The sequence below is a fragment of the Endozoicomonas sp. SESOKO4 genome (assembly GCF_024606275.1).
Genome location: NZ_JAHHPS010000395.1, coordinates 1 through 2455, shown reverse-complemented (window position 1 = coordinate 2455; position 2455 = coordinate 1). Strand labels below are relative to the sequence as shown.

The window sequence follows — 2455 nt, the reverse complement described above, 5'->3', positions numbered from 1 at the left end:
TGGCAAACAGATGGAAGCCCGGGTGGGCGTCACCGGCCAGAATATCGTTCAACTCGCCTTCCAGATGCTGGCTGTCAATCAGATTCATTTCCGAGATGACCACGATGCCGCCATGCACTTTTGCCGCCCGGATCTTTTCAGACACTTTGTCCCAGGAACAATCACAGGCATTCAGGGGAAAGACCTCCGGCATGGGTTCTCCCCGTTGTTCAGCCTGTCGTTTGACACTTTCAATCACCAGATTCAGAGTGACATCTTTACCCCGTCCGGCGGGGCCTTCAATCAGTGTCGCCTGACGACCGTCGTGTTTCCTGTTGAGATGATAAGCCTGCTGACAGCGGCTTAAATCCTGTCCCAGCCGTTGCACCAGCTCACTGACTGCCGATCCGGAAGTATCAAAGTCAGGTCGGTTTTTTTCGGTGAAGGTTTTGAAGGTCCGTTCTATATCCGGCAGAGTCTGGTTATGAACTTTGTTGCTCAGGGTATTGTCCGGGTCATAACGGGCAGCAAACCAGATTTCCAGTGCTGACAGGGCATCCTGATGAGTCTCGCTGATTTCGGAACCCAGTACATCCCGAAAACTTTGCTGGATTAAACCGTTTATTTGCTGATAGGTAACACTGTTGTTAACGGGTAGTGCACGATCCAGATACCAACCCATCCAACTACAGATATCAGTCAAGTCCCTGGGGGTAAACTCATGCTCTGGCAACAGCTCCTGGTAATATTGCCAGAGCGCCATCACACTCTCGGTGGCATTTTTTTCAATATCAGTTATTTGATGGTCTGGCAGATGCCGCTGTAGCTGTTTGAGCAGAGTCGGCCCCACTACCCTGTCCCGCAGGAAAGCCCGGTCCAGGCGGGGGTAGTAAGCTCTGGGCAGTTTCTCTTTCAGAGCCGGGTCCAGCTGGCGCCCGCCATAATGATCGGGGTTACCGGTGAGAATCACCCGGTGTTTTGAGCTGACATTCACAGGATGACCATTGACATAAATGCAGGGTTTCGATTCCCATAAGCCATTCAATGACGCGAGCAATCCTGCGTTGGCGAGGTTAGCTTCATCCAGAACCAGGGTGACGTATTTTTCTCCGGCACAGTGCCTGTCTTCGTCCCGTGTCCTGGCCCATTCCATCAGCGCTCGATTTTGCTGCTCCATGGAGCGGTCGCCATCGTCGTGCTCTTGCCACTGCCAGCGTTTCATCAGAGTCTGTTCGCTGTCAGAAGGCCCAAGGGACAACACCAAAGCCTGTCCTGAAGCCTCAGCCATTCTTGCGGAAAAGTAACTTTTCCCAGTGCCGGTTTCACCCTGCAGGAAGATAACAGGAGAGTCCTTCAGCCGGTCATGAAGTCGTGATAATCGGCGGCTTTCACGATCCTTCTGATTCAGCTTGCCGTGATAAAGATCTTGAGCCAGTGCTAACAGGGGTTTATCAGTAGAACCTTGCCATTCCAGTGATTCAGACAGGCGATTTACTATGCGTTCAATGCCCGCTGAGTCAGCATTTGCTGCTCTGGTAATATGAAAGCAATCAGTGGCCAGAGAGTGAATGGCATCGGATCGGGTCTGTCCTGGTGGCAAAGGTAACTGCCAGCCAGAAGCCAGTGCGTCTTCCAAACGTTTAATCTGTCTTGATGGCCTTATGGCCAGCGTTTGACAGGGCTTGGCTTCCGACGGATCGACTGCCAACTGATTCGCCATTGCCTGTCTTTGTTCTTCAGGAGCATGGGCCACAATCATGACACAGAGCCTTTCCAGAATTTGTTTTTCACCCCGACCTGGAAATGGTTTTTCATAGGACAGTTCAAATTCAGTGCCCTTAAAGATTGCCGGGTCAAAAGCTCTGGCCAGTGGCCATAGGTTCTGCTTCACAAACGCTCTATCGAGCCGCGGAGCACAGTTGATAATGTCGTTTAACCAATCCGGGTCTACCCAGGCGGTTTGATGCTCATCGGGCTTCTTATGAGCATCCGGCTTTTCACAGGCGTCCGGCAATAACTGCCAACAGGCTACTTTCATAAAATCCCGTACTGCCGGATTCTGTCGGGTGCCATGGGTAATGACGCTATTGATGGCTTTGCGCCAATGGCGGGGTAAGAGCTCCGGGGACTGATCAATCGCCTGTGCTCTGCGGGCAGCCAGAATCAGGTTATTCAGCAACCCTTCGGTCACTCCGGGCAGAGGCTTACAAAAGTGATGAGGTACGCTTTTAAACGCTTCGTAAAGAGACTTAAGTGCCCGTTCGGGCAGCTCAGACCGTGGGATGTCATATCTGGTCCCATTGATTTGCCAGATGTCAACTGCAGGACAGGGTTTACCTATGGCGATCATCGAACCGAGTACTGAAGACTGTGCTTTCACAGACTCAGGCCACAGTAAGGTGACATGAGTTTGTGGGTAGGCTTGTAATTGGCCATTAACCAACAGAGGTTGCCCAACAGCCAGGGGTTCCAGAAG

General features: G+C 51.9%; 1 protein-coding gene. It reads right to left on the bottom strand.

The window, feature by feature from the left end; translation table 11 throughout:
* The coding region (locus tag KDK16_RS07830; protein ID WP_257275455.1) for an AAA family ATPase at positions 1-2329 on the bottom strand (2329 nt) is incomplete at its 3' end.
* Positions 2330-2455 lie beyond the last annotated feature (126 nt).